General features: G+C 67.0%; 18 protein-coding genes. 9 read left to right on the top strand and 9 right to left on the bottom strand.

The genetic code is table 11. From position 1 onward, the window contains the following. Nucleotides 1–115: 115 nt before the first annotated feature. Entirely contained in the window at nucleotides 116–1,762 is a 1,647-nt protein-coding gene (qcrB, locus tag AC3EO7_RS22760) for a cytochrome bc1 complex cytochrome b subunit (protein WP_435592340.1), read from the top strand. Between the two features lie 79 nt (nucleotides 1,763–1,841). On the opposite strand, the gene AC3EO7_RS22755 is transcribed toward qcrB, so the two are convergent. Beyond that, nucleotides 1,842–2,051, bottom strand: a complete 210-nt coding sequence (locus tag AC3EO7_RS22755; RefSeq protein ID WP_431966573.1) for a DUF397 domain-containing protein — start codon at nucleotides 2,049–2,051, stop codon at nucleotides 1,842–1,844. Between the two features lie 422 nt (nucleotides 2,052–2,473). Between AC3EO7_RS22755 and AC3EO7_RS22750 the strand changes: the two genes are divergently transcribed. From AC3EO7_RS22750 to AC3EO7_RS22740, 3 genes are read left to right on the top strand one after another with little or no spacing between them, the layout of a single operon-like run. Further along, the gene (locus AC3EO7_RS22750) at nucleotides 2,474–3,019 is read left to right on the top strand and encodes a DUF309 domain-containing protein (protein ID WP_431966571.1); all 546 of its coding nucleotides are present in this window, start codon (nucleotides 2,474–2,476) and stop codon (nucleotides 3,017–3,019) included. 26 nt (nucleotides 3,020–3,045) lie between these two features. Next, complete coding sequence (gluQRS, locus tag AC3EO7_RS22745) at nucleotides 3,046–3,993, top strand: tRNA glutamyl-Q(34) synthetase GluQRS (protein WP_431966569.1); 948 nt, start codon at nucleotides 3,046–3,048, stop codon at nucleotides 3,991–3,993. Nucleotides 3,994–4,039: 46 nt separating this feature from the next. After that, nucleotides 4,040–4,774 carry an RDD family protein gene (locus tag AC3EO7_RS22740; RefSeq protein WP_431966567.1) on the top strand — a complete coding sequence of 245 codons (735 nt, stop codon included), beginning with the start codon at nucleotides 4,040–4,042 and terminating at the stop codon, nucleotides 4,772–4,774. A 78-nt stretch (nucleotides 4,775–4,852) separates the two neighbouring features. Here AC3EO7_RS22740 and AC3EO7_RS22735 read toward each other — a convergent pair whose 3' ends face one another. Then, complete coding sequence (locus tag AC3EO7_RS22735; RefSeq protein ID WP_431966565.1) at nucleotides 4,853–5,398, bottom strand: DUF4190 domain-containing protein; 546 nt, start codon at nucleotides 5,396–5,398, stop codon at nucleotides 4,853–4,855. A 129-nt stretch (nucleotides 5,399–5,527) separates the two neighbouring features. Here AC3EO7_RS22735 and AC3EO7_RS22730 point away from each other — a divergent pair, with 129 nt between their 5' ends. Then, the gene (locus AC3EO7_RS22730; RefSeq protein ID WP_431966563.1) at nucleotides 5,528–6,310 is read left to right on the top strand and encodes a queuosine precursor transporter; all 783 of its coding nucleotides are present in this window, start codon (nucleotides 5,528–5,530) and stop codon (nucleotides 6,308–6,310) included. A 99-nt stretch (nucleotides 6,311–6,409) separates the two neighbouring features. Here the strand turns inward: AC3EO7_RS22730 and tgt are convergent, their stop codons facing one another. After that, nucleotides 6,410–7,663 (bottom strand): tRNA guanosine(34) transglycosylase Tgt, encoded by a 1,254-nt coding sequence (gene tgt, locus AC3EO7_RS22725; RefSeq protein ID WP_435592339.1) that lies wholly within the window; start codon nucleotides 7,661–7,663, stop codon nucleotides 6,410–6,412. A gap of 60 nt (nucleotides 7,664–7,723) precedes the next feature. On the opposite strand from tgt, the gene AC3EO7_RS22720 reads away from it, so the two are divergent. Further along, the gene (locus AC3EO7_RS22720; RefSeq protein WP_431966559.1) at nucleotides 7,724–8,356 is read left to right on the top strand and encodes a TetR/AcrR family transcriptional regulator; all 633 of its coding nucleotides are present in this window, start codon (nucleotides 7,724–7,726) and stop codon (nucleotides 8,354–8,356) included. 1 nt (nucleotide 8,357) lies between these two features. Here the strand turns inward: AC3EO7_RS22720 and AC3EO7_RS22715 are convergent, their stop codons facing one another. The 4 genes from AC3EO7_RS22715 to AC3EO7_RS22700 all read right to left on the bottom strand — a co-directional run bounded on the left by AC3EO7_RS22715 (nucleotide 8,358) and on the right by AC3EO7_RS22700 (nucleotide 13,164). Next, a complete protein-coding gene (locus AC3EO7_RS22715; protein WP_435592338.1) occupies nucleotides 8,358–10,277 on the bottom strand; it encodes an ABC transporter ATP-binding protein in 1,920 nt (639 codons plus the stop codon). Further along, complete coding sequence (locus AC3EO7_RS22710; protein ID WP_435592337.1) at nucleotides 10,274–12,007, bottom strand: ABC transporter ATP-binding protein; 1,734 nt, start codon at nucleotides 12,005–12,007, stop codon at nucleotides 10,274–10,276. The genes AC3EO7_RS22715 and AC3EO7_RS22710 overlap by 4 nt, the downstream gene beginning before the upstream one ends. A gap of 68 nt (nucleotides 12,008–12,075) precedes the next feature. After that, the gene (locus AC3EO7_RS22705) at nucleotides 12,076–12,534 is read right to left on the bottom strand and encodes an RrF2 family transcriptional regulator (protein WP_431966553.1); all 459 of its coding nucleotides are present in this window, start codon (nucleotides 12,532–12,534) and stop codon (nucleotides 12,076–12,078) included. Between the two features lie 36 nt (nucleotides 12,535–12,570). Continuing rightward, on the bottom strand, nucleotides 12,571–13,164 hold the full coding sequence (locus tag AC3EO7_RS22700; RefSeq protein ID WP_431966552.1) for a TetR/AcrR family transcriptional regulator: 594 nt from the start codon (nucleotides 13,162–13,164) through the stop codon (nucleotides 12,571–12,573). 202 nt (nucleotides 13,165–13,366) lie between these two features. Between AC3EO7_RS22700 and AC3EO7_RS22695 the strand changes: the two genes are divergently transcribed. Together AC3EO7_RS22695 and AC3EO7_RS22690 are read left to right on the top strand one after the other, a co-directional pair. Further along, nucleotides 13,367–15,664 (top strand): MMPL family transporter, encoded by a 2,298-nt coding sequence (locus tag AC3EO7_RS22695; protein ID WP_431966550.1) that lies wholly within the window; start codon nucleotides 13,367–13,369, stop codon nucleotides 15,662–15,664. Nucleotides 15,665–15,894: 230 nt separating this feature from the next. Then, nucleotides 15,895–18,192 carry an MMPL family transporter gene (locus AC3EO7_RS22690; protein WP_435592336.1) on the top strand — a complete coding sequence of 766 codons (2,298 nt, stop codon included), beginning with the start codon at nucleotides 15,895–15,897 and terminating at the stop codon, nucleotides 18,190–18,192. 155 nt (nucleotides 18,193–18,347) lie between these two features. Here the strand turns inward: AC3EO7_RS22690 and AC3EO7_RS22685 are convergent, their stop codons facing one another. Continuing rightward, on the bottom strand, nucleotides 18,348–18,593 hold the full coding sequence (locus tag AC3EO7_RS22685) for a hypothetical protein (RefSeq protein ID WP_435592335.1): 246 nt from the start codon (nucleotides 18,591–18,593) through the stop codon (nucleotides 18,348–18,350). Nucleotides 18,594–18,772: 179 nt separating this feature from the next. On the opposite strand from AC3EO7_RS22685, the gene AC3EO7_RS22680 reads away from it, so the two are divergent. Beyond that, nucleotides 18,773–19,765, top strand: coding sequence for an EamA family transporter (locus tag AC3EO7_RS22680; protein ID WP_431966546.1), 993 nt, complete (start codon nucleotides 18,773–18,775; stop codon nucleotides 19,763–19,765). A 72-nt stretch (nucleotides 19,766–19,837) separates the two neighbouring features. On the opposite strand, the gene AC3EO7_RS22675 is transcribed toward AC3EO7_RS22680, so the two are convergent. Further along, the gene (locus AC3EO7_RS22675; protein WP_431966544.1) at nucleotides 19,838–20,038 is read right to left on the bottom strand and encodes a hypothetical protein; all 201 of its coding nucleotides are present in this window, start codon (nucleotides 20,036–20,038) and stop codon (nucleotides 19,838–19,840) included. Nucleotides 20,039–20,065: the final 27 nt, after the last annotated feature.

Raw genomic sequence — 20,065 nt, 5'->3', positions numbered from 1 at the left:
GGGCCATTGATGATCTTGAATCACAAGGGCTTTCGAAAACTATCGATTCCGCGCCGAGATATTGCTACCGTCTGTAGTAGACCCATTCCACACACGCAGGGGCGGAGTGTCGGCCATGGCGATTGAGCTCGCGCGAACAATTAGCGAACAAGCTGATGCGGCGGATCAGCGATATCGCGCCGCGGCGTTCATGAAGCGGTCGATCAACAAGGTCTTCCCGACCCATTGGTCGTTCCTGCTCGGTGAGATCGCGCTCTACAGCTTCATCATCCTGTTGCTGTCGGGTGTGTATCTGACGCTGTTCTTCGACCCGTCGATGGCCGAGGTCGTCTACAACGGCTCCTACCAGCCATTGCGCGGCGTCACGATGTCCCGGGCGTACGAGACCGCGCTGAACATCTCCTTCGAGGTGCGCGGCGGTCTGTTCGTCCGTCAGGTCCACCACTGGGCGGCGCTGTTGTTCGCGGCGTCGATCATCGTGCACCTGTTCCGTATCTTCTTCACCGGCGCGTTCCGCAAGCCGCGTGAGGCGAACTGGATACTTGGATCACTGCTGCTGATCCTGGCGATGTTCGAGGGCTTCTTCGGCTACTCGCTGCCCGACGACCTGCTCTCCGGCACCGGCCTGCGGGCCGCGTTCTCCGGCATCACCATCTCGATCCCGGTGATCGGCACCTGGATGCACTGGCTGATGTTCGGCGGCGACTTCCCCGGCGACATCATCATCCCGCGCCTCTACGTCACCCACGTGCTGCTCTTCCCCGGCATCATGCTCGCCCTCATCGCCGCGCACATCGCGCTGGTCTGGTACCAGAAGCACACCCAGTTCCCCGGCCCCGGCCGCACCGAGGACAACGTGGTCGGCGCGCGCATCGTCCCGGTGTTCGCCGCGGATCAGGGCGCGTTCTTCGCCTTCACCCTCGGCATCGTCGGCATCATGGGCGGCCTGTTCCAGATCAACCCGATCTGGAACCTCGGCCCCTACAACCCGTCCCAGGTCTCGGCGGGCTCGCAGCCGGACTTCTACATGATGTGGACCGACGGTATGGCGCGCCTGATGCCGCCGTGGGAGCTGTACCTGGGCCGCTACACGGTCCCGGCCGTGTTCTGGGTCGCGGTGATCATGAGCTTGGTGTTCGCCATGCTGCTCGCCTATCCCTGGATCGAGAAGCGCCTCACCAAGGACTACGAGGCGTACCACAATCTGCTCCAGCGTCCGCGCGATGTGCCGGTGCGCACCGCGATCGGCGCCATGGCCATCACGTTCTACGTGGTTCTCACGCTCTCCTGCGTCAACGACATCATCGCCTACAAGTTCGACATCTCGTTGAACGCGACGACCTGGATCGGCCGCATCGGCCTCCTGCTCGGGCCGCCGATCGCGTACTTCCTCGCCTACCGCCTGTGCCTCGGCCTGCAACGCAGCGACCGCGCGGTACTCGACCACGGCCTCGAGACCGGCGTGGTCAGACGTCTGCCGCACGGTGAGTACATCGAGGTGCACCAGCCGCTCGGCCCGGTCGACGACCACGGCCACCCGATCCCGCTCGAGTACCAGGGCGCGGCGGTGCCCAAGAAGATGAACAGGTTGGGTTCGGCGGGCAAGCCGGGCACGGGCGCCTTCCTGCGCGCCGATCCGGTGGCCGAGTCCAACCGCAACCTCGCCATCGAGCACGAGGAAGAGCACCGGCAGCTGGCGGTGTTGCGGCGCTATCAGGACCGCAACTCAGGAAACGGACACGGCCGCGACGAAACCGAATAGCCGGCGATCGAATTCGAATGCGCGAAGGCCCCGAGCCTGTTTCGACCCGGGGCCCGTGATAGCTCGTCGGACCCGAAATTCAGGCCCTGTCGAACTCCCCCGCCGATACTCCGCTCAGGAATGCGCCCCACTCACCAGGGGTGAATGCCAGAACCGGGCCGCTGCCCTTGTCCTTGGTATCACGGACCGCCACATTGCCGCCGCCGAGAAATGCCACTTCCACGCAGTTCCCATCGGCGCCACTGTATGAGCTCTTACGCCACACAGCCCCCGTCAAATCAACTTCCACGGCACTAGCTCCTTTGCTGCGTCGAGAACGAGAATATTTCCAACTGAGATCGTTCTAACTAGCTCCGGCATCCGACGGGAACGCCGAATGCCCGTGATGCGCCTGGTAGTAGCGCGCAATTTACTCGGTGCGCGGTATCGCACTGATAGTTCCGGGGAATGCATCCCCGGGGTTGCTCCTGCGGGCTAAACCCTAGCAGGTTCCATGAAGGATTTGCCGGTCTCTTGCCGGTTCAACCAACCCATTTGCCAAGCTTGCGAAGTCGATAAGTTGCGGAGACATTGCCAGCCTCCGGCTTTCCCGCGAATAGTGGCGGAGGGCAGACATATGTGCCGACGTGATTGGTCCGTGATCCGTCAATGAAAGCCGCCTGACGCAGACCTCCCGCGCCCGGTCTGGACACGGCGTGCATCATGGAGCTTATGGTCGAACGCCCACGCGACGAGGCAGGTCGCGCCCGCAATCCCCGCCCACGAGACCCCCTCGGCCGCCCGCTACCGATGGGTAGCGCGGGGGTGCCGAGAATTCCGGACGATCTGAATCTCCCACCCCAGCAAACACTTACCCTCGCCCAGCAACTCCTGGACGACGGTCTAGCATTCAACGCGCATGAGGTTTTGGAGGCCGCGTGGAAGAACGGACCGTTCGCCGAAAGGATGCTGTGGCAAGGGCTCGCGCAATACGCGGTCGGTCTGACACACATACAGCGCGGTAATCCGAAGGGAGCGCGCACCCTGCTCACTCGGGCGGTGGGCCGCCTGCGGGCCTACGAACCAGGCGATAGCCGCAATTCGGACGGCGATAGTCGCGACGACGGTACGGACAACTCGACGGAACTCCGGAACCGCGCATTGCCCTACGACATCGACGGCGCGGGCCTGATCGCGCGAGCCGAAACACTGCTCGCCGCGCTGAACACCGGCGCCGCGATCACCGAGGACGATCTCAAGCCGCGACTGCGCGGCTGACGGCGACGACAGCGCCGCCGCCTACCATGGCAGTCGTGCCGCCCGCCCATCCCGACCTTCTCACCCGAGGTGCGGGCCGCTATGCGCCGAGCCCGTCGGGCGACCTGCATCTGGGCAACCTGCGCACCGCCCTGCTGGCCTGGCTGTTCGCGCGATCGACCGGGCGGCGGTTCCTGCTGCGGATCGACGACCTCGATCGGGTGCGTCCCGGCGCGGCGGAGCGCCAGCTCGCCGATCTGAACGCCATCGGCTTGGACTGGGACGGCCCGGTGGTCCGCCAGTCCGAGCGGCTGCCGCACTACGACGCCGCCATCGAGCGGCTCGTCGCCGCCGGCCTGACCTACGAGTGCTATTGCACCCGAAGGGAAATCCAGCAGGCCGCGACCGCACCACACGGACCGATGGGCGCCTATCCCGGCATCTGCCGCACCCTGAGCGCCGAGGCCCGCGCACGGCGCCGCGCCGAGGGCAGGCCCGCCGCGCTGCGTCTGGTCGCCGCGGCCGCCGACTTCGAGATCATCGACCAGCTGCACGGCCGCTACCGCGGACCGGTCGACGACGTGGTGCTGCGCCGCGGCGACGGCACGCCCGCCTACAACCTCACGGTGGTGGTCGACGACGCCGAACAGGGCATCGACCAAGTGGTGCGCGGCGACGACCTGCTGCCTTCCACCCCGCGCCAGGCCTACCTGGCGAGCCTGCTCGGAGTGCCCAGCCCCCACTACGCCCACGTGCCGCTGGTGCTCAACGAGAACGGCATGCGGTTGGCCAAACGCGACGGCGCGGTGACCCTCGCCGACCGGCTCGCCCTCGGCAACACGCCCGAGCAAGTGGTGGCCGTGCTCGCCGATTCGCTCGGCTACGCCGCGAGCACGCCGTCGCAGCTCCTCGAACATTTCGATCCGGCCCGACTACCCAAGGAACCTTGGATCATGGCCGCCGACGGGTTGTTGCAACCCAGCGGGTGTCCGTAACGTACGGGATCGACCACTGATCAACCGATCACCACGAGGACAGAGCATGACGAGCGGTGGGTACGACCCCAACCAGAATCCCCAGGGCGGGTACGGCCAGCCGTACCCGCAAGGCCAGCCGCAGTACGGCCAGCAGCCCCAGTACGGGCAGCAGCCGCAATACGGCCAGGACCCCTACGGGCAGCAGCAGCCGCAGTACGGGCAGCAGCCGCAGTACGGGCAGGATCCCTACGGACAGCAGCAGCCGCAGTACGGCCAGCAGCCGCAGTACAACCAGGACCCGTACGGTCAGCCGCAGTACGCGCAGCAGCAACAGGGCTACGGTGCGGGCGGTTACGGTACCGGCGCTCAGCCCGGTGAGCTGCTGCCGCGCTTCGGTGCGCGCCTGATCGACAGCGTCATCGCGGGTATTCCGGCGGGCATCGTGTACTGGGTGCTGTCGTTCATCCTGCCCGCCGGCCTGATCTCGTCGATCCTCGCGCTCGCCGTCTACTTCGCCTTGGTCACCGCCTACTTCGTGGGCATGGAGACCACGCAGGGCACCACCCTCGGCAAGAAGATCCTCGGCATGCGTGTGGTCGGCCCCGGCGGCGCGGCCAACATCGACCCGGTGACCTCGCTCAAGCGCAACCTCTTCCTCGCGGTGAACGTGGTCTATTGCCTCGGCAATCTGGCTTCGTTCGGTCTGGGGATCTACATCGCGGTGAGCATCGAGCAGGACCCGAACAAGCAGGGCTGGCACGACAAGTTCGCGGGCGGCACCCAGGTCGTCAAGGGCTGATCCACCCCGGCAAGCGTTCAGGGGCGCTCCCGCATTGCGGGGGCGCCCCTGATTCGTTTCGCGTGAGGTCGTTTCGACTCATACCCCGGCGACGATGCCGATGATGTTCAGCACCCAGTACAGGATGCCGAGCACGATGCCGCCCACACCGACCCACACGCCGGCCTGGGCCATGCCCTTGCCTTCGTAGTTACCGGACTGCTTCATCTGATTCAGCGCGACAACGCCCAGCACCAAGCCGATGATGCTCGGCAGCAGGAAGCAGCAGGAAGCGACACCGGCGATGGAGACGATCATCGCGGCGATGGCCAGACCGTTGGAACCCCCGCCCTGCGGCGCGCCGTACGGCTGATAACCCTGTGGGTAACCGTAATTCGGCTGCTGCGGATAGGGCGCCGGACCCGACTGGTACGGCGACCCGGCCGCGGGCTGCTGGTAGTTCGGGTACTGCGGCTGCTGCGGTTGCGACGGCGGCGGCTGCTGCGGGTACTGCGGGGCGGAGGGGTACCCGGTCGGTTCGGAGTTCGGATACTGCGGCACCGAGCCTTGGGCGCCCGAGTCCGGCGACACGCCTTGGCCGCCGTACTGCTTCCACCACTCGTCGGAATCGCCGGGATTCGTCATGGGTACAGCGTAATGGGCGCAGGCGGACGCGGTCCGCCCAAAGCCGCGCACGACCGCGGCGAAAGCGGGGGTACGCGTATGCGCCCGCAGATGTCGACAGGCCCACGCGGCCGGGTCCGAGCTGGGAAGATGATGCCCGTGAGTGATGTGCACAAAACCGAAGAACACGAAGAGTCTGGACACCCCGCGCCGGACCACGCGGCATTCGCCCAGGTCGCGCGGGGGTACTACCCGCTGATCGTCGCGCTGTTCACCGCGACGCTGATCATCTCGAATATCTGCGCGACCAAGGGCGTCGAATTCTTCGGCGACGAATCGGTGACGGTGGGGCCGTTCCAGGTCCTACCGATCGTCACCGACGGCGCGTTCTTCCTCTTTCCTCTGGCCTACGTCCTCGGCGACGTGCTGAGCGAGGTGTACGGCTTCCGCGCCACCCGGCACGCCATCTACTACGGCTTCGGCGCCCTGCTGCTGACCGTGCTGTGCTTCGCCGTCGCGCTCCGCCTGCCCTCGGCGAGCTTCTACGAGAACCAGGAGGCGCTGCGCACCATCGTCGGCCCGGTGCCGCGGCTCGTGATCGCCGGTCTCGCCGGATATTTCGTCGGCCAGCTGCTGAATTCCGCGACGCTGGTGCTGATCAAGGAGCGCACCAAGGAGAAGCACCTGTGGGCCAGGCTGATCGGCTCCACCGTGGTCGGCGAATTCGCCGACACCCTGATCTTCTGTTCCATCGCCGCGGGGGCCATCGGCATCGAAACCTGGCAGCAGTTCGTGAATTACGTGATCGTCGGCTTCCTGTGGAAGACGCTGGTCGAGGTGCTCGTCATGCCGATCACCTACCGGGTGATCGCGCTGCTCAAGAAGCACGAACCGAGCTACGCACCGCGCTCGACCGACCCGCTGCACGCTTAGCACGTCGCCTGTCCCTCGCCACACACGCTGCCTACGCGTCACAGCGTCGGCCGAGCTGTGACACGTAGGCAGCGTGTGTGGCGAGCAGGTCAGGTGTGGCTAGGGCGTACGGATGCGACCCTGCCAGCGGCCCAGGGTCTCGGCCTTGAACTCGTCGAAGCAGCCGTCGTCGATGCTGGCGCGGATGCGGTCGACCAGGCGAACGGTGAAGCGCTCGTTGTGAATCGTGCACAGCGTGGCGGCCAGCATCTCCTTGGCCTTGAAGAGATGGTGGAGGTAGGCGCGGGTGTAGTGCGCGCAGGTGTAGCAGTCACAGGTCTCGTCGATCGGGGTGAAGTCGCGACGGAACCGGCTGGTGTTGATGTTGAAACGGCCCTCGGCCACGTAGATGGCGGCATTGCGGGCCACGCGTGACGGATTCACGCAGTCGAAGGTGTCCGCGCCGTTCTCCACCGCGACGAAGACGTCCTCCGGCTCGCTGATGCCGAGCATGTGCCTCGGCTTGTCCTGCGGCAGTTCATCGCAGCACCAGCCGACGATGGCGCCGAGGTTGTGCTTCTCCAGCGCGCCGCCGATGCCGTAACCGTCGAAATCCGTTCCGCCCGCGCCACGGACCGCTTCCAGCTCGCGGCATGCCTTGCGGCGCAGGTCTTCGTACTGCGCGCCCTGGATGACGGCGAACAGCGCCTGGTACGGACGGTGCGTGCGCGCCGCCGTCAGCCGCTCGTGTTCGTCGATGCAGCGCTGCGCCCACTCGTGCGTGCGTTGCAGCGACTTCTCTTGGTAGGCACGGGTGTTCAGCAACGTGGTGAGCTCGTCGAAGGCGAACATGATGTCCGCGCCGAGCTGGTGCTGGATGCCCATCGAGACTTCCGGGGTGAACCGGTGCTTGGAGCCGTCCAGGTGCGAGCGGAATGTGACGCCGTCGTCGTCGACGGTGGCCAGGCGCTCCTTGCCCGCGGCGATCACGTCGTCGCTGCGCACGTCGACGGACTCCATGGCCAGCACCTTCTTGAACCCGACGCCGAGCGACATCACCTGGAAGCCGCCGCTGTCGGTGAAGGTGGGCCCCGGCCAGTTCATGAACGCGCCGAGCCCGCCCGCCTCGTCCACGATGTCGGCGCCCGGTTGCAGGTAGAGGTGGTAGGCGTTGGCCAGCAGCGCCTGCGCGCCCAGCTCGCTCATCGTCTCCGGGAGCACCGCCTTGACCGTCGCCTTCGTGCCGACGGGGATGAACGCGGGCGTCGCGATCGCGCCGTGCGGCGTCTGGATGACGCCCGTGCGACCGTGCCGTCCCTCCAGCCGGGCGCCGACGGTGAACGAGAACGATTCCGGAGCTGACACGCCTCTCATCCTCGCAGGCGGCCCTGTGCGTTCCGCGTCCGACCAACTCACTGGACTTAAACTCCAGTCATGAGCGCCGTCAAAGGGACGAACAAGCGGGCCCTCAAAGCCCAGGAGACGCGGCGGCGGATCCTCACCGCCGCGGGCGAGCTGTTCGTCGAACAGGGCTACGGCGCAAGCAACCTGCAGGAGATCGCCGCGCGGGCGGGCGTGGCCGTGCAGACCATCTACTTCGGGTTCGGCAACAAGCGCACCCTGCTGAAGGAACTGGTCGACGTCACGATCGCCGGCGACGACGAACCGGTGGCGACCATGGAACGGGACTGGTTCCGCGCCGCGCTGGCCACCGAGACCGCGCCGGAGCACCTGCGCGCGCACATCACCGGCACCCGGCCGGTGCTCGAACGCATCGCACCGATCCACAAGGTGATCGAGACGGCCGCGGCGACCGACCCGGAGGTCGCGGCGATGTGGCCCGCCGACCCGGCCGATCAGCGCTACACCGTGCAACTGCGCACCGCCACCGCGCTGATGAGCAAACCCGGTGCGCGCCAGGATGTCTCGGCCGACGAGGCGGCCGACCTGCTCTACGGCCTGCTCAGCACCGAACTGTTCCTGCTGCTGGTCCGCACCAGGGGCTGGTCGGCGCAGCGCTGGGAGGAGTGGGTCTACCGGACGCTGCTCCCCCAGCTCTGCGCCTGAATCAGGCCTCGGCGGCCGCGGCCGCGAACTGGGCGCTGTACAACCGGTAGTACGCCCCGCGCTCCTCGAGCAGCTGCTCGTGCGTGCCGTGCTCGACGATCCGGCCCGCCTCCATCACGACGATCAGATCGGCGTCGCGGATGGTCGAAAGCCGGTGCGCGATGACGAAACTCGTCCGGTCCTTGCGCAGCGCCGCGGTGGCGTGCTGGACCAGCAGTTCGGTGCGGGTGTCCACCGAGCTGGTCGCCTCGTCCAGCACCAAGATCGACGGCTTGGCCAGGAACGCGCGGGCGATGGTGATCAGCTGCTTCTCACCGGCGCTGACGCCCGAGCCCTCTTCATCGATGATCGTGTCGTAGCCCTCGGGCAGCGCGTGCACGAAGCGGTCGACGTAGGCGGCGCGGGCCGCGGCGAGGATCTCCGCTTCGCTCGCGTTCGGATTGCCGTAGGCGATGTTCTCGCGGATGGTGCCGCGGAACAGCCAGGTGTCCTGCAACACCATGCCGATTCGCGAGCGCAGGTGGTCGCGGGTGATCTCGGTGATGTCGACGTCGTCGATGGTGATGGTGCCCGCGTCCAGCTCGTAGAAACGCATGAGCAGGTTCACCAGCGTGGTCTTGCCCGCGCCGGTGGGGCCGACGATCGCCACCACGTGTCCTGGCTCGGCGACCAGCGAGAGTCGCTCGATGACCGGCTTCTCCGGTTCGTACCGGAACGAGACGACCTCGAACTCGACCCGCCCGCGATCCACCGGTCGCACGTTCTCCATGACCGGGTCCGGGCTCTGCTCCTCGGCGTCGAGGATCTCGAAGATCCGCTCGGCCGAGGCCACGCCGGACTGCAGCAGGTTCGCCATCGCGCCGATCTGGGTCAGCGGCTGACTGAACTGCCTGGAGTACTGGATGAACGCCTGCACCTCGCCGAGCGAGATGTGACCCGTCGCCACCCGCAGGCCGCCGACCAGCGCGACCAGCACGAAGTTCACGTTCCCGAGGAACATGATCGAGGGCATGATCAGACCCGAGATGAACTGCGCCTTGAAGCTGGATTCGTAGAGCGCCTGGTTGCGCTCGTCGAACTCCCGGCTCACCTCGCGGCCGCGGCCGAACGCGGTGACCACCTCGTGGCCGGTGTAGGCCTCCTCGACCTGGGCGTTGACCAGACCGGTGTACTTCCACTGGTCGACGAAGTGCGGCTTGGATCGTTTGGCGATCTGCGCGGTGACGACGATCGCGCCGGGCACGGTGAGCAGCGCGATGAGCGCCAGCAGCGGCGAGATCCAGAACATCATGATCAGGATGCCGATCACCGAGAACACCGAGACGATCAGCTGGCTCATGGTCTGCTGCAGGCTCTGCGAGACGTTGTCGACGTCGTTGGTGACCCGGCTCAGCACGTCGCCGCGCGGCTGAGAGTCGAAGTAGCGCAACGGCAGCCGGTGGATCTTGTCCTCGACCTCGCTGCGCAGCCGCTTCACCGTCCGGTTGATGACGATGTTGAGCAGGTAGCCCTGGAGCCAGCCGAACACCGAGGCGCCGGCGTAGAGCGCGAGCACGACCAGCAGCACCCGGCCCACCGCGCCGAAATCCACGCCGACGCCGGGGACGACGTTCATGGCGTTGAGCATGTCGGCCAGGGTGTCGTTGCCGCTCTCCCGCAGCCGCTCGACGGCCTGCTCCTTGGACAGACCGCGCATCGCCTCCAGGTTCCTGCCGACGACGCCGTCGAAGACCAGGTTGGTCGCTTTGCCGAGCAGGTAAGGGCCGAGGGTGTTGAGCACCACCGAGACGATCGCGAGGCCGACGATGCACCAGACGTAGAACCGTTCGGGAGCCAGCCTGCGCAGCAACCGCTTCAGCGACGGCCCGAACGATTTCGCCTTGGCGTCCGGCGATCCGGGAGTGGGAGCTCCTGGCCTCATCGCGCCTCCTCCGCACTCAGCTGGGACGCCACGATCTCCTGATACTCGGGACAGTCGCGCAGTAATTGTTCATGGGTGCCGATGCCCGCCATCACGCCGTCCTCGAGTACCACGATCTGGTCGGCGTCGCGGATGGTGGCGATGCGCTGCGCGACGATGATCACCGAGGCGTTCCTGGTTTCCGGCTTCAGCGCCTCGCGCAGCCTGGCGTCGGTGGCGACGTCGAGCGCGGAGAACGAATCGTCGAACAGGTAGACGCGCGGCTTGCGCACCAGCGCACGCGCGATGGCCAGGCGCTGGCGCTGGCCGCCGGAGACCGTGGTGCCGCCCTGGGCGACCGGCGTCTCCAAACCCTGCGGCATGTCCCGCACGAAGTCGGCGGCCTGCGCGATCTCCAGGCAGCGCCAGAGTTCTTCGTCGGTGGCGTCCGGGTTGCCGTAGCGCAGGTTGCTCGCGACCGTGCCGGAGAACAGGTACGCCTTCTGCGGCACCAGCCCGATCTGTTCGCGCAGTACTTCCAGGTCGAGGTGGCGGACGTCGGTGCCGCCCAGGTACACCGCGCCGTCGGTGACGTCGATCAGCCGCGGGATCAGGTTGAGCAGCGTGGTCTTGCCGGAGCCGGTGGAGCCGACGATGGCCGTCATGGTGCCCGGCTCCACCTGGAATCGGATGGCGCGCAGCACCGGCTTCTCCGCTCCAGGGAACGCGAACTCGCAGAACTGGAAGTCGACCGTCGCCGGATCGCCCTTGAACGGCTGCGGCAGACGCGGCGGCAGCACCGAGGACTCGGTGGCGAGCACCTCGCCGATCCGGTCGGCCGACACCGCGGCGCGCGGGGCCATCATGGCGAGGAACGATGCCATCATGACCGCCATCAGGATCTGCATGATGTAGGACAACATCGCGGTGAGCGAGCCGATCTGCATCTCGCCGGAGTCGATCAGGTGCCCGCCGAACCAGATCACCCCCACCGCTGTGACATTGCTGATCAGCATGACCAGCGGGAACATCAGCGCCATCAGCTTGCCGACGCGCAACGAGGCCTCGGTGAGATCGGTGTTGGCCAGGCCGAACCGCCAGGTCTCCTGCCGCTCCCTGACGAACGCCCGCACCACTCGGATGCCGGTGATCTGCTCGCGCAGCACCCGGTTGACCCCGTCGATGCGCTCCTGCATGTCACGGAAGCCCGGGACCATCCTGGCCACGATGAACCCCATCGACAGCGCCAGCGCGGGCACCGCGATCAGCAGCAGCCAGGACAGGCTCAGGTCTTCGCGCAGCGCCATGACGATGCCGCCGACGCACATGATCGGCGCCATCACCAGGATGGTCGCCGACATCACGATGAGCAGCTGCACCTGCTGAATGTCGTTGGTGTTGCGGGTGATCAGCGAGGGCGCGCCGAACATGCCGACCTCGCGGGCGGAGAACGTGCCGACCCGGTGCACCAGAGCGCCGCGCAGATCGCGGCCCGCGCCCATGGCGGCCTGCGCGCCGAGATAGACCGAGACCGAGGACGCGACGATCTGCACGCCGGTGACCGCGAGCATCCACAGCCCGGTGGTCCAGATGTAGCCGATATCGCCCTTGGTGACGCCGCCGTCGATCAGATCGGCGTTCAAGCTCGGCAGGTAGAGCATCGCGATGACCGAAACCAGCTGGAGCGCAACGACCCCCGCCAGTTGTGCGCGGTAGGGGTACAGATGGGTCCTGAGCAGTCTGATCAACATGATGCTTGGCAGGCTACCGGCAATCGCCGACAGCTGTCGTGAAGTTTTCTCCCGGCGGAAATCCCAGCTCAGCGCCGCGCCCAGGCGCCGGGGTCACCGGTGAGCGCCTCCACGAACTCGGGCAAACCGTCGGCGACGATGTCGGCGATCGTCACGTTCTCCAGCACCGAGCGGATGTTCACGCGCAGCGCGATCCACACCCGCTGCAGCGGTTCGGCGGTACCCGGATACTTCACGTCCTCCGGCCGATGCCCGCGCACCGAGGCGAGCGGGCCCTCGACCGCGCGAATCACGTCGGCGATGGAGATCTCGGACGCGGGCCTGGCCAGCGAGTAGCCGCCGTCGGGGCCGCGCCTGCTGACGACCAGCTCGGCGCGGCGCAGCTCCCCCAGCACGGTCTCGAGCACCTTCGGCGGAATCCGCTGCGCGGTCGCGATGGCGTCCGCCTTGATCTTGGCCTCCGGTGTGGCCGAGGCGATCTCCAGCAGGGTCCGCACCGCGTAATCGACCTTCGCGGTGATGTGCACGGCTACTCCCAGGCGTGTTCGACGACGCGCTCGAATCTACGCGGTGCCGCAGGCGGTCAACACGCAGGTGGCCGAGTCGAGCAGCGTGGATTCCAGCAGCGAGTCGTCGGCGCCCGGCACCAGCTCCTTCGAGATCAGCGCCACCCCGAGCACCTCGAGCGCGGCGCAGGCTCGCACCCGCGCCTCGTCGTTCGGATTCGGGCCCGCCAGCCAATCGCGCAGCACCTGGTTGGAATCCCTCAGGTCCGGATATCGGTCGGCCATCGCGTTGACGATCGCCACCGCGTCGCGCACGCACAGCGCGCCCGCGTCGCGGTGCCGGATGAGCCCGCGCAGGTAACCGCGCAGCACCGCGCGCACGCCCTCGGCGTTGTGCGGGACCGCGTCGATGTCCTCGACGACCGAGCGCAGATGATCGATGATCGGGTCGATGATCGCCAGGAGCAGATCGAGCTTCGAGGGGTAGTGATAGTACAGCGACGCCTTTGTGATTCCGACCGCATCCGCGACCTCACGAAGGCTCGTCTGCTCGAATCCTTTGGCGCCGAATAGCTTCACAGCCGCGTCGCGAATCGCGATTTTAGTGCCACTACCTGCGATAACGCTCTCGGGTGCGTCGGGTCCGGCCATTGGATGATCCTCTCATCAATCCTGCGCAGGGCTAAGGTTGCCACCAAAATTGAGGTTGTACCTCCACTTACCCGCTCGGTAGTCTACCTACCGCACGGTAGGCAGAAGCGTATATGGAGGCGGGGACAGCAGGGAGCCCCGCGAGAGTGTTGTCTGCACGCCACGATCCAGCACGCCCCAGTCATCGCTAGGAGTACCCCTCGTGTCCGTTTACCTCTATAGATTCGGAAAGTTCGCTTTCCGCCGGAAATGGATAGTGCTTCCGGTCTGGCTTGTCCTGTTCGTGCTCCTGGGTGGCCTGGGCTCGCAGCTCAGCAAGCCGATGAGCAACGACTTCAGCATGCCCGAGCTGCCCTCGGCCCGAGCCAACGACATTCTCGACAAGCACTTCCCCGGTGCGTCCGAGGCGTTCAAGTTCGACGCCGTCACCGGAACCTACGTCATCGGCGCCCCCGAGGGGCAGAAGCTGACCGATCCCGCGAACCGTGCGGCGGTCGAGGCGTTCATCGCCAAGCTCGGCGAGCTCGGCATCGTCGACCACGAGAAGCCGATCTCGAACCCGATCGACGCCGCCGACAAGATGGGCTGCCTGGCCAATCCCGATCCCTCGCAGTGCAGCGGCGCACCGCTGAACGTGCTGAGCAAGGACGACCCGAACTCCGTCGCCGTCATCAGTGTGCCGTTCAGCATCGCGAAGTTCTCCGACGTCACCGAGGAGAACCGCAAGGCGGCCTACGACGTGGGGGCCGACGCCAGGAACTCCGGTCTCGTCGTCGAGGTGAGCGGTTCCATCGCCCAGACTCAGGAGCAGCCGAGCGGTACCGCCGAGCTGATCGGCATGGGCGTCGCGCTGGTCGTGATGATCGTGGCCTTCGGCGCCATCGTGGCGGCCTTCGTGCCGATCGTCACCGCGATCATCGGCCTCGGCGCGGCCACCTCGGTCATCATGCTCGGCACCTCGGTCATCGAGGTCCCCAGCTTCACCACGTTCCTCGCCTCGATGATCGGTATCGCGCTCTCCATCGACTACGCGCTGTTCATCGTGTCCAGGTACAAACACGAACTCGCCGTACAGGATTCGCCGGAAGAGGCGGCGGGCACCGCGCTCGGCACCGCCGGTTCCGCGGTGGTGTTCGCCGGCCTGACCGTGATCATCGCCCTGGCCGGGCTCAGCATCGTCGGCGTCGAGTTCCTGACCTTCATGGGCCTGGGCGGCGCGATCGCGGCAGGCTTCGCGGTCATCACCGCGACCACGCTGATGCCCGCGCTGCTCGGCGCGTTCGGCCGGTTCCTGTTCAAGCCCAAGCTGCCGCTGGTCGCCAAGCACGACCCGGAGAACGACGCCATCGTCACCAACGGCATGCGCTTCGGCCGCCTGATCGGCAAGGCGCCGTGGGTCGCGCTGATCCTGTCCGTCGTGGCGCTCGGCGCGCTCGCCGCCCCCGCGGCCGGACTGAACCTCGGCCTGCCCGGCGAGGACAGCATGCCCAAGACCTCCACCGTGCGTAAGGCCTACGAACTGCGCACCGAAGGCTTCGGCGAAGGCAGCAACGGCGTGCTCAACGTCGCGGTCGACCTGAGCAACGTCGCACCGGAGAAGCGCGACGAGGCGGTCAACGCCCTGCGCGATCGGCTCGCGTCCTACGACAACATGGACTACGTCACCGAACCGCAGTTCAGCGGCGAGGACAAGGCGGGCGCGCTGCTCGACGGCGTGCCGAAGTCGGGCCCGAACAACCAGGACACCAAGGACCTGGTGCGCGACGCCCGCGATGCCGAGGCGGAGCTGAAGGCGCAGTACGGGATCGAGTACGGCATCACCGGCACCACCGCCATCTACGCCGACGTCGACCACGTGCTGCTCAGCAAGATCGCGCCGTACCTGGCCATCGTGGCGGGCGCCGCGTTCATCCTGCTGATCCTGGTGTTCCGCTCGATCCTGGTTCCGCTGACCGCGGCGCTCGGCTTCCTGCTCTCCATGGCCGCGACCTTCGGCGCGACCGTGCTGATCTTCCAGGAGGGCAGGCTCGGCCTGATCGACGATCCGCAGCCGATCGTCAGCTTCCTGCCGATCATGCTCATCGGCCTCGTCTTCGGTCTCGCCATGGACTACCAGGTGTTCCTGGTGACCCGCATGCGCGAGGAATACGTGCACGGCAAGTCGCCCAAGGAAGCGGTGGTCGCCGGCTACCACCACGGCGCGCGCGTGGTGACCTCCGCCGCGATCATCATGATCTCGGTGTTCGCCTCCTTCATCCTGGAGACGGACGTGACCGCGAAGACCTTCGGTTTCGCGCTGGCGGCAGGTGTCCTGTTCGACGCCTTCATCGTCCGCATGGTCCTGATCCCGGCGCTGCTGGTGATCATGGGCAAGTGGTCCTGGTGGATGCCGAAGTGGCTGGACCGGATCGTGCCCGATATCGATGTCGAGGGCACCAAGCTGCGTGAACTGCAGCGGAAGTCCGTCGAGCTGAAGAAGGAACCGGTCGCCGTGAGCTGATCGGATTCCGCCGACCGTCGGCCCCGCACCCTGGTCTGGGTGCGGGGCCGACGTGTTTCCGGGGGTTCTTGATCTCGCGCTCGGTCCGCAGCAGACTCGGGGTGTTCGACTCTTTGCTCGGTTGACCGCCTGCGCATCGGCGCGGCGGCGGTAGTTCGTGAATGCGCGGCGGGTGAGCCCGCGCGCTTGTGCCCGAACCGGCTCGACCCGATCACCGCGAGGAGAACCCGTTGTCCGTGTATCTGTACCGGTGGGGAAAATTCGCTTTCCGCCGCAAGTGGATCGTGCTGCCGGTATGGCTCGTCCTCTTCCTGCTCCTCGCCGCGCTCGGCACGCAGTTGAAGGAGCCGATGACCGACGACTTCAGCCTGCCGAACCTGCCGTCCGAGCGGGCGACGAAAATCCTCGACGAACACTTCCCCGGCATGTCCGCGGCGTTCGAGTTCGACGCCGTCACCGGGACGTATGTGATCGGCGCGCCCGAGGGGCAGAAGCTCACCGACCCGGTGAATCACGAGGCGGTCGTCGCGCTGATCGGCAGCTTGCAGCGCCTCGGCATCGTCGACCACGCCAAGCCGCTGGTCGACCCGGTCGCCGCGGCCAAGCAGATGGGCTGCCTCGTGCCGGAGCCGAACGTCTCCACCTGTAGCGGAGCGCCGCTGAACGTGCTCAACAAGACCGAGCCCGACACCGTCGCGGTCGTGAGCGTGCCGTTCACCATCAAGGAGTTCGCCGACATCACCGCCGAGGATCGGGCGGCCGCCTACGACGCCGCCGACGCCGCGCGCAACGCCGGGCTGACCGTCGAGCTCAGCGGAACCATCGCGATCGAGCAACAGGTCCCGAGCGGCAAGTCGGAGATGATCGGCATGGGCGTCGCGCTGATCGTGATGATCGTGGCCTTCGGCGCCCTCGTGGCGGCCTTCGTGCCGATCGTCACCGCGATCGTCGGCCTCGGGGCGGCGACATCGCTGATCCTGCTCGGCACCTCGGTGCTGTCCATCCCCAGCTTCACCACGTTCCTCGCCTCGATGATCGGCATCGCGCTCTCCATCGACTACGCGCTGTTCATCGTGTCCAGGTACAAACACGAACTCGCCGTGCAGGATTCGGCCGAGGAAGCCGCAGGCACCGCGTTGGGCACTGCCGGGTCCGCGGTGGTGTTCGCGGGGCTGACCGTGATCATCGCGCTCGTCGGGCTCAGCGTCGTCGGCGTCAGGTTCTTGACGTTCATGGGTCTCGGCGGCGCGATCGCGGCGGCCTTCGCGGTGCTGGTCGCGCTGACGCTGATGCCCGCGCTGCTCGGCGCGCTCGGGAGGTTCCTCTTCAAGCCCGAGCTGCCGTTCATCGCCACGCACGACCCGGAGGACGACTCGATCATCACCAACGGCATGCGCGTCGCCCGGCTGATCGGCCGCGTTCCGGCCGTCACGCTGGTGCTCAGCGTCGTGGTGCTCGGCCTGCTCGCCGCGCCCGCGGCCGGACTGAACCTCGGCCTGCCCGGCGAAAACAGCATGCCCAAGACCTCCACCGTGCGAATGGCCTACGAGCTGCGCACGGCAGGCTTCGGCGAAGGCAGCAACGGGGTGCTCAACGTCGCTGTCGACCTCACCGACGTGCCCGTGGATCGCCGGGCGGAAGCGCTGAACGCACTGCGCGACAAGCTGATCTCCTACGCCGACATGGACTACGTGACCGAGCCGACGCTGAGCCGGGACGGCAACGGAGCGCTGCTCGACGGCGTGCCGAAGTCGGGCCCGAACAACCAGTCCACCAAGGATCTGGTGCGCGACGCCCGCGAAGCCGAAGCAGGCTTGAAGGCCGAGTACGGCATCCAATACGGCATCACCGGCACCACCGCCATCTACGCCGACATCGACCACGTGCTGCTCAGCAAGATCGTGCCCTACATGGCGATCGTCGCCGGGGCGGCCTTCGTCCTGCTGATCCTGGTGTTCCGTTCGATTCTGGTGCCGCTGACCGGCGCGCTCGGGTTCCTGCTCTCCATGGCCGCGACGTTCGGCGCGACCGTGCTGATCTTCCAGGACGGCGAGCTCGGGCTGATCGACGATCCGCATCCGATCGTCAGCTTTCTGCCCATCATGCTGATCGGTCTGGTGTTCGGCCTGGCGATGGACTACCAGGTGTTCCTCGTGACCCGCATGCGCGAGGAGTACGTGCACGGCGCCTCGCCCAAGGAGGCCATGGTCAACGGCTACCACCACGGCGCGCGCGTGGTCACCGCGGCGGCGATCATCATGATCTCCGTGTTCGGTTCGTTCCTGCTGGAATCCGACCCGACCGCCAAGTCCATGGGTTTCGCGCTGGCGGCGGGCGTGCTGCTCGACGCCTTCCTGGTCAGGATGGTGCTGATCCCCTCGCTGCTGGTGCTGATGGGCGAGTGGGCGTGGTGGATGCCGAAGTGGCTGGACAAGATCGTGCCGGATATCGACGTGGAGGGCGCGCGGCTACGCGAGCTGCGAGCCCGGACGGGCGCCGCGCGGGAGTCCGTCGCGGTCAGCGACTGACCCCCGCGCGGTCGAATCGGCTCCGCACCTGTTCGGCGTGGGTCCGTTCTCGTCCCGGACGCAGCCGCCCACGGCCCAGCGATGGCCGGATCGAAGGCGAAGCTACGCCCGGCAACCGGTAGCTGACCGCCCGGCGCTACCGGGTTGCTACCGAGTCACTCACTCGGCCGCGGCACGGTACAGTTCGACACCTTGGGGTTGAGTCCCATGTAATTCAGCGGGCCGGAGACCGCGGTCAGCGCGATCGTGCCGAATCCGGCGCAGTTGATCGGCCCGCTGGTGAAGTACTGCCGCTGGCCTGCGGCGATCATGCCGATGGCCAACCACACCAGGAGCAGCAGACTGAACCACCGCATCCCGGATTCGCGCGCAGCCCGCCCGTGAGTCACTCGCTCGCGCATAGTCATCGCTTCCTTCCACACTCGCGCCGACTGGCGTAAGGGGGGAGATACCCTCATGCCCCGCGGTTACTCCCAGTGCGCTCGGCCACAGTTCGGGCGACATTTCGCAACGAAGGAAGGCGGGTGCGGCAACCGGGCAGTCAAAATTCTTTTACTTTGCACACCTAGCTTTTTGGCTCGTGGTCGTCACTTCGGTCGAACAGATACCGCTGCGCACACTCCCCCCTCTCACCACTCGAACGCCCATCGATCGGGTGCCCGCGCCACTGCTGGTGCTCGGCGCGATGGTCTCCATCCAGGTCGGCGCGGCTGTGGCCAAACAGCTGTTCCCGCTCGCGGGCGGCGCGGACGTGGTCGCCTGCCTGCGCATCGCCGTCGCCGGCGTGCTCGCCCTGCTGCTCTGGCGGCCCGCGCTCCGGGTGCCTCGCCACGCGCTGCCCGGTATCGCCGGGCTCGGAATAGCCATCGCCGCAATGAATCTCTGCTCCTACGCGGCTATCGAACGGATTCCGCTCGGCGTCGCGGTCACCATCGAATTCCTCGGCCCGCTCACCGTCGCCCTACTCGGATCACGCAAGCCGCGCGACGCGTTCTGGGTGCTCCTCGCGGGAGCGGGCGTACTGCTGCTCATGGATTCCGGCGGACCGATGTCGTGGACCGGCGTGCTGTTCGCCCTGCTCGGCGGCGCCGGGTGGGGCGCGTACATCGCCTGTAGCTCGGTGGTCGGGCGGCACACCGCGGGCCACGACGGGCTCGCGCTGGCCATGGCGTTCAGCGGCGTCATCGTGCTGCCTTTCCTTGTGGCGCAAGGCAGTTCGGCATTGCTGAACCCGCTGCTGCTGGCCGGGGTCGCCGTGATCGCGGTGTGCTCGTCGCTGGTGCCGCACGCCATCGAGCTGACCGCGCTGCGGCGGATCAACGCGTCGGTGTTCGGGGTGTGGATGAGTTTGGAACCGGCGGCCGCCGCGCTGGCCGGGTGGATGTTGCTGGGCCAGGGTCTACACGCGGCGCAGTGGGGCGGCGTCGCGATCGTGGTCGTGGCCGCCGCGGGCTCGGCCTATTTCGCGGCCGATCGAAGGCCCGTAGCAGCGCCGCACGAGGCTGGGCACACGGTGGCCGACAGCGCATCACCTGCCCCGCGACCGCGGGATCTGGCCGCGGCTGCCCGCTGAACGAATCGGCCCCGGCGGTCGAGAAGACCGGCGGGGCCATGGTTCCGTCGCCCGGCGCGCTACCCGCGCCGACTACGGACTCGGCTGCGGCACATTGCAATCCGAGACCTTCGGATTCACGCCCATGTAGTTGAGCGGACCCGCGATCACCGTGACCGCGATCGTGCCTGCACCGGCGCAATTGACCGGGCCGCTGTCGAAGTAGTCGCGCTGGACGCAGGCGGCCACTCCGATCAACAACCAGATCAAGACGATCAGACTTCCGATTCTCATGTAACTCTCGCGCATCGTTCCCACGCG

The sequence above is a fragment of the Nocardia sp. bgisy118 genome (assembly GCF_057708605.1).
Note: the sequence above shows the minus strand (reverse complement) of the source record. Positions and strands in the feature narration are given on the sequence as shown.